The sequence below is a fragment of the Streptococcus sp. HSISS3 genome (assembly GCF_000448605.1).
In the GTDB taxonomy this organism is placed as follows: Bacteria; Bacillota; Bacilli; order Lactobacillales; family Streptococcaceae; genus Streptococcus; species Streptococcus raffinosi.
This window is the reverse complement of the sequence record NZ_CM002130.1, coordinates 969,617-976,539: the sequence shown is the minus strand read 5'-3', so window position 1 is coordinate 976,539 and position 6,923 is coordinate 969,617. Positions and strand designations below refer to the sequence as shown.

The window sequence follows — 6,923 nt, the reverse complement described above, 5'->3', positions numbered from 1 at the left end:
AAGCTTACGATAGACAGTGGACGTTGATACACGAAGTCTTCTGGCAATATCTGTTAGTGACACCTTTTCAGTAAGGAGCTGTGCAACTTTTTGCCGGACTAGATTGGAGATTTGGCAGTTTTTCTCAACGATTGATGTCTTAGCTACCGTGACTCTCCTACAACTTTTACACTGGAAACGACGCTTTTTAAGACGTAATAGTGTAGGTGTTCCAGCTTGTTCAAGGAGAGGAATTTTAGAAGGCTTTTGAAAGTCATATTTGATCATCTTTCCTTGGCAGTGAGGACATGGTGGTGCAGGATAATCAAGTATTGCTTGAACCTCAATGTAGGTATCTTTTTCAAAAACAAGAGAAATAATGATATTTGGGTCTTTAATTCCGATTAATTCTGTGGTATTCTTAATAAGTCTCATAAGTTCTTCCTAATGATGGTTTGGTTGCTTTTCATTATAGTTCTTATGGGACTTTTTGTCTGCATTCAAAAAGCTCTATAATCTCTATAGTGATTTTACCCACTACAGAAATTATAGAGCCACAAGATCAGAAATGGTCTTGTTTTTTTTGCATGAAAAAAACACAGCTAATTTAGATAGTTAGCTGTGTTTACATAAATTTAATTCTGTCAGTTATGATAATGATTCAATATATCATTAATATATGCTTCTTTATTTGATGCATCATAAGTTTTAGATGTTGAGTATTTTAGATAATGGATTTGATCTTTTGCAGTTCTGGATTCTTCTTGTAGGTATGAATCTGTTATGGTAATTTTAAAATTCTCGCTCTTACCTGTTAAATCAAGGCTTAGTGGAAAATTTGTAAATTCATCTGAGTAAAAAGCCATTTTATAAAAGTTGTACCTGTCACCCCTAAAGCTATTTAAGTGAGGAAACGTTATATTGTACATTCCATCCCAGTAATTCCCATACTCTCTAATTTCGTAGTCATCGAAAAATACCTGGATTCTTTCTTTGTTAGCAAAATCTTTATCAAAAGTAACAAAGGGAGTTTGCCAATCCCATAATGGAATTTTGCCTTCATTTCCATAGATAAAATAACTTTGCATTTTTCCTGATTTAGGATTTTTCAACTGAAAGTGGTATTTACTGACGCCTTCTTTGACAGCTCCAGTTTGATATAGGGTATCCCCAGGGACTATCAAAAAAGAAAATCTCTTAGATATAATTCGAAGTCGGCATCCATTGTTTTGTCATGTAATCCAGGGAAACGCTGAATTATTTGTCTGTAATTCTCTGCATTAGAAAACCATTCTTTATCAAAGCCTGGACCGACTTCAAATACTTTATGATCGAAATAGTTTTGATATTCTTCATAATGGTTTTCAGTAGAGGTCACCTGTCCAAATGGTAAAGTCATATTGGTATTATCTGTAAAAGTAATATGTAAGAAAAGTCTTCGGGGATCAATTCCTTTATCAATATAATGGCCGACCTTATAGGCAGACAAATCATCTGGAAAATCGTCTTTTCCGAAATGTAGAACCTCAATCTCAATATCTTTGACAACTTTTCTTTGAGGTATTATCTTTTTGACGCTGTAATTATAGGCTTTGTAGTAGTAATTGTTTTTATCGTAGAGATAAGGCTTATAAGCTCTTTGGTAGGCATTATAGAGAAACATTCCAAGAGCGACCAAAAGAAGCAGAGCAAATGCTATTTTAACCTTTTTATTTATTTTACTGGTTAGCTTCGAGAAAAAGAGACTTAATTTACTAGGATTTTGTATCATTCCAAAACTCCCCATATATTTTTTACTATTATATCATGAAAATCCTTATACCTAAGCCATCTTCGTGTACTTTGTCACCGTTTTCCTTTATAATATAAGTATCACATTACAAGAGGAGACCTCATGAAATACATTGTAAACACATCAAATGATCCTGCCTATAATATTGCTTTGGAAGCCTATGCCTTTCGTGAATTGGTAAATGAAGATGAATTATTCATTCTCTGGATTAACCGTCCAGCTATCATTGTTGGGAAACACCAAAATACCATTCAAGAGATTAACAAAGAATATACAGATGCTCATAATATTAAGGTCGTTCGTCGTTTGTCTGGTGGTGGCGCTGTTTATCACGATTTGAACAACCTTAATTATACCATCATCTCTAATAAGGCAGATGAAGGCGCATTTGACTTTAAGACCTTTTCTCAACCGGTAATCGCAACACTTGCTGATTTGGGTGTTAAGGCTGAATTTACTGGCCGTAATGACCTTGAAATCGATGGTAAAAAGTTCTGTGGAAATGCTCAAGCTTACTATAAAGGTCGTATGATGCACCATGGTTGCTTGCTCTTTGACGTTGATATGTCCGTTCTTGGCCAAGCCCTCAAAGTCAGCAAAGACAAGATTGAATCTAAAGGCGTTAAGTCTGTACGTGCCCGTGTGACAAACATTGTAGACGAATTGCCAGAAAAGATTACCGTAAACGAATTCTCAGATAAAATCTTGGAAAAAATGAAGGAATTTTATCCTGACATGGAAGAATACGTCCTTTCTGAAGATGAATTAGCAAAGATTCAAGAGTCTTACGAGAAACAATTTAATACTTGGGATTGGACTTACGGACAGTCACCAGAATACACAGTAGAACGTAATGTTCGTTACCCAGCTGGTAAAATTTCAACCTATGCCAATGTTGAAAATTCAATCATTAAATCTGTTAAGATTTACGGAGATTTCTTTGGTATCGGAGATGTATCAGATATTGAAGACTTGTTGGTCGGAATACCTTACGAGTACGACGATGTCTTGGCTAAACTTGAAACTATTGATACAACACATTATTTCTCACGTATGACAACCGAGGAGGTTGCAAAAGCTATCGTAGCTTAATCATTGTATTAACAATCTGGAAAATTCCAGGTTGTTTTTTCTTTTTTGATTGACTAAGTGAGTCTCTAGATAGGCTGACCGGTAAATCTATAAACCCTCTAAGAAAAAATACCTTATAACATCTTTCCGAAAAACTGTAATTTTCTTGAAAGAAAGATATAGGTGTGATATACTTCTATTAAGTAATTATGGAGAAATAAACCAATGAAACGTGAACTTTTACTGGAAAAAATTGAAGAATACAAAGCTCTCATGCCGTGGTTCGTCTTGGAATATTACCAATCGAAACTATCGGTACCGTATTCTTTTACGACCTTATATGAATATCTCAAGGAATATAAACGCTTTTTTGACTGGTTGATTGACTCAGGTATTTCAGATGCTGATGAGATTGTCTCAATTGACATCAAAACCTTAGAAAATCTTACGAAAAAAGATATGGAATCATTTGTCCTTTATCTCCGTGAACGTCCCTCTTTAAATACCTATTCTACAAAACAAGGTGTCTCTCAAACGACCATTAACCGGACACTTTCAGCTCTATCTAGTCTCTATAAGTATTTAACCGAGGAGGTCGAGGGTCCTGATGGTGAGCCATATTTCTATCGTAACGTCATGAAAAAAGTTTCTACTAAGAAAAAGAAAGAAACTTTAGCTGCTCGAGCTGAGAATATCAAACAGAAACTCTTTCTAGGCGATGAAACCATGGAGTTCCTTGATTATGTAGAAAAAGAATACGAAGTCAAACTATCAAATCGAGCAAAATCGTCGTTTTATAAGAATAAAGAGCGAGATCTAGCAATTATTGCCTTGCTACTGGCTTCAGGGGTTCGACTTTCTGAGGCTGTTAACCTGGACCTTAAAGATATCAATCTGAAAATGATGGTCATTGATGTTACTCGAAAAGGTGGCAAACGAGACTCAGTTAATGTAGCAAGTTTTGCAAAACCTTATCTTGAGTCTTACCTTAGTATACGTGATAAACGCTATAAGGCTGAAAAGCAAGACCTTGCCCTATTTTTAACGGAATATCGAGGTGTACCTAACCGTATTGATGCTTCAAGTATCGAAAAAATGGTTGCTAAATATTCTCAGGACTTCAAGATACGTGTGACTCCCCACAAATTACGACACACCTTGGCTACACGTCTTTATGATGCTACCAAGTCTCAAGTTTTAGTTAGTCACCAACTTGGCCATGCTTCTACTCAGGTCACTGATCTATACACGCATATTGTTAATGATGAGCAAAAAAACGCCCTAGACAATCTATGATAAGTTTACTACTAGCCATTCCAACTCGGAATGGTTTTGTAATTTGCATAAATTTAATTATGCAATAAAGTGGTTTATAATAACATAACTTTATTTATGTAAAATAGTTCACGCAAAAACAAGCTCTCCATTTTGGAAAGCTTGTTTGTTTTCACTAATAATCTTTAAGTGTAGATTCAACGGCTGCTTTTTCTTTGTCAATCAAGTTTACTCGTGCGGCAATTGTCTTAATTCCCATCAAGATATTACGTTCTAGGCCTTTATCGCTTGTTTGTGGCTCAAAGAAGGCAATATACTGATCAAGACGTTCTTGAGTTTTAAAGACCGATGCTGGGATATTAACAAAGGTATCAAAGCTCATATCTCCACCAAGGGCAGCCTTAATCCATTCCCAATTCTCTTTAGCCCAGTTCCAAATGGTTTCTTGAGCATAAGATTTATTAAGGAAGCTTAGGTACCAAAGGTACAAATCTTGAGGTTTAACAACATTTTTATCCTTCAAATGACCTAAAACGTAGTCAAGACCTTCTTGATTTTTAAGGTAAGCGACTGCTTGAGTCAATTGACGACGGAAGTTACTATCGTTGGTTGCAACGTAAGCATTCACATATTCTTCAACAAGCTCAAGACTGTTTTCTTGTTTCATTTGGTTGATAAGGACAAGACCTCGGACACTTGCTGGAATGCTTTCGAAGTTTTCTTTATGTGCTTGGAAAACACTTGCTGCTGCTAAAACGGCTGGTTGATAGTCTGCTTGAATCAAATAGCCAAGCATTGTTTGACGTACCATCTCGTCTTCATCTGACTCGCCTTCTTTGGCTTCAAAACCAAGACGCTTAAAGTCATTTTGGAATTGACGGCGTACCAAGGCGTTGTAATGCACTTCTGCTTCTGTATCTTCATCAATAAAACGCTTCAAACCACTAAGAATTTGTGATTTAGCTTGAGCAATCAAGAAGCTTTCTTCTTTTTCAACCAAATCAAGCAGAGTGATTAGGCTTGCGTAAGAAATACGTCCACTTTCAGCTAAGAGACGACGTTCTTGCAAGATTTGAAGTTTACTTACAGTATCAAGGAGTGCAAATTCATCAAGGATATTGTCCAAGAGCTGTCCTTGGTAATCTGTGATGTAGTGAGCTGTATTTGCTGTGTTGAGACGGAGAGCCCCCTCATTTTGGGCTACAAGTTGACTATAATTTGGAATCTCAATTCGTTCTACTGAAAGTGTATCTGGTAGACCCTTCCAATTTGAGTTCAATGGGATTTCCCAAAGTCGACCTTTATCCTCGTGTTCACCAATGAAGAACTGTTTTTGACTAAGGATAAGCGTGTCATCAACAACTTCTGCATTAACCACTGGGTAACCTGGTTGTTCCAACCAAGTATCCATAAAGCTAGAGACATCTTTTCCTGAAGCATCTGAAAGGGCATCCCAAAGATCACGTCCAACAGTGTTATTATATTGGTGCTTTTCAAAATAAGCGTTAAGTCCTTTGGCAAAGGCTTCATCACCTAGCCAACGACGCAACATGTGCATGAGACGGCTACCCTTGGCATAAACGATGGCACTGTCAAAGAGGGTATTAATCTCATCAGGATGATTGACTTCCATATGGACAGACTGAACACCATCTGTAGCATCACGTTGGAGGGCATGTGGTACACCAGTTGTTTGGAAATCTTCAAAGATGTTCCAACTTGGTTCAATAGCATCTACTGAAACATATTCCATCATGTTGGCAAAACTTTCGTTAAGCCAGAGGTCATCCCACCATTTCATCGTTACAAGGTTACCGAACCATTGGTGAGCTAATTCGTGGGCAACAACAAGGGCTACCTGTTGACGGCTTACAGCAGAGCTATTTTCATCTACAAGAAGGTAAACCTCACGGTAGGTAACAAGTCCCCAGTTTTCCATAGCACCTGCTGAGAAATCAGGAAGGGCAAGGTGGTAAGACAATGGAATAGGATATTTTACTTGGAAATAATCTTCGTAGAAATCAATGACACGAACGGCAATGTCAAGCGCAAAGTCAACACTGTTTGCTGCTTGTGCAACTGTAGCGAAGACGCCGACTTCTGTACCGTTTTGAGTTTTAGCGGTTTTACCTTGGAGAGCTCCAAACCCAAAGGCTAGGAGATAAGTTGACATACGTGGTGTTGTCTCAAAGGTCCAAACGCCAGTTTCTTCACGGAGATGACTATTGATTTCAGGCATATTTGACAAGGCAATATCGCCTTCTTCAGCGTCAAATTTCAATGAGAAATCAAAGGTCGCTTTGGCTTCTGGTTCATCAATAGATGGAAAAGCTTCACGCGCAAAATGAGATTCAAACTGTGTTGAAATGATTTCCTTCTTCTCACCATTGTGGGTGTAATATGATGGGTAGATTCCGGTCATATTGTCTGTAATACGACCGGAAAATTCAATGACAAGCGTTAAAACCCCAGTCTCTGGAAGTTCAATATGGAAAGCCTCATTGGCATCATCCATTTGAAAGTTTAGTGATTCATTATCCAAGAGAATAGAATGGATGGTAAGGTCTTTCTGGTGAAGGGAGATATGGTTATCAAGGGCTTCACCTGTAATGGCAACATTCCCTGTAAAGGTCTTTTCAGAACGATTAATATCCAAGAAAAGATTATAATTTTCAGGGATGAAACTTTCGATAAAACGAGCAACAGATGCTGTCATACGTATATACTCCTAACTAACTTTTCGTATCGAAACAGACTGACAAATGTTTCGATATTAGGTACTTTACTTTAAAAGAAAAGTACCTGA

Annotated in this window: 6 protein-coding genes; 2 read left to right on the top strand and 4 right to left on the bottom strand. The window is 37.3% G+C overall.

What is annotated here, in order from left to right; all coding sequences use genetic code 11:
* The 3 genes from HSISS3_RS04660 to HSISS3_RS12295 all read right to left on the bottom strand — a co-directional run.
* The coding region (locus tag HSISS3_RS04660) for a transposase family protein (protein ID WP_042771831.1) at window positions 1-414 on the bottom strand (414 nt) is incomplete at its 3' end.
* A 209-nt stretch (window positions 415-623) separates the two neighbouring features.
* Window positions 624-1,163 (bottom strand): hypothetical protein, encoded by a 540-nt coding sequence (locus HSISS3_RS12300; RefSeq protein ID WP_021151885.1) that lies wholly within the window; start codon window positions 1,161-1,163, stop codon window positions 624-626.
* Complete coding sequence (locus tag HSISS3_RS12295; protein ID WP_021151884.1) at window positions 1,160-1,750, bottom strand: hypothetical protein; 591 nt, start codon at window positions 1,748-1,750, stop codon at window positions 1,160-1,162. Before HSISS3_RS12295 ends, HSISS3_RS12300 begins: the two co-directional genes overlap by 4 nt.
* Before the next feature lie 123 nt (window positions 1,751-1,873).
* Here HSISS3_RS12295 and HSISS3_RS04645 point away from each other — a divergent pair, with 123 nt between their 5' ends.
* Both HSISS3_RS04645 and xerS read left to right on the top strand, forming a co-directional pair.
* A complete protein-coding gene (locus tag HSISS3_RS04645) occupies window positions 1,874-2,863 on the top strand; it encodes a lipoate--protein ligase (RefSeq protein ID WP_002888352.1) in 990 nt (329 codons plus the stop codon).
* 204 nt (window positions 2,864-3,067) lie between these two features.
* Window positions 3,068-4,138, top strand: a complete 1,071-nt coding sequence (xerS, locus tag HSISS3_RS04640; RefSeq protein WP_021145377.1) for a tyrosine recombinase XerS — start codon at window positions 3,068-3,070, stop codon at window positions 4,136-4,138.
* A gap of 154 nt (window positions 4,139-4,292) precedes the next feature.
* Here xerS and HSISS3_RS04635 read toward each other — a convergent pair whose 3' ends face one another.
* A complete protein-coding gene (locus HSISS3_RS04635) occupies window positions 4,293-6,833 on the bottom strand; it encodes a M1 family metallopeptidase (RefSeq protein ID WP_021151883.1) in 2,541 nt (846 codons plus the stop codon).
* Window positions 6,834-6,923: the final 90 nt, after the last annotated feature.

Excerpts from the sequence above, each read along its gene's own strand:
- HSISS3_RS12295 (WP_021151884.1), bottom strand. The coding sequence starts at position 1,750 with ATGATACAAAATCCTAGTAAATTAAGTCTCTTTTTCTCGAAGCTAACC.
- HSISS3_RS04645 (WP_002888352.1), top strand. The coding sequence starts at position 1,874 with ATGAAATACATTGTAAACACATCAAATGATCCTGCCTATAATATTGCT.
- xerS (WP_021145377.1), top strand. The coding sequence starts at position 3,068 with ATGAAACGTGAACTTTTACTGGAAAAAATTGAAGAATACAAAGCTCTC.
- HSISS3_RS04635 (WP_021151883.1), bottom strand. The coding sequence starts at position 6,833 with ATGACAGCATCTGTTGCTCGTTTTATCGAAAGTTTCATCCCTGAAAAT.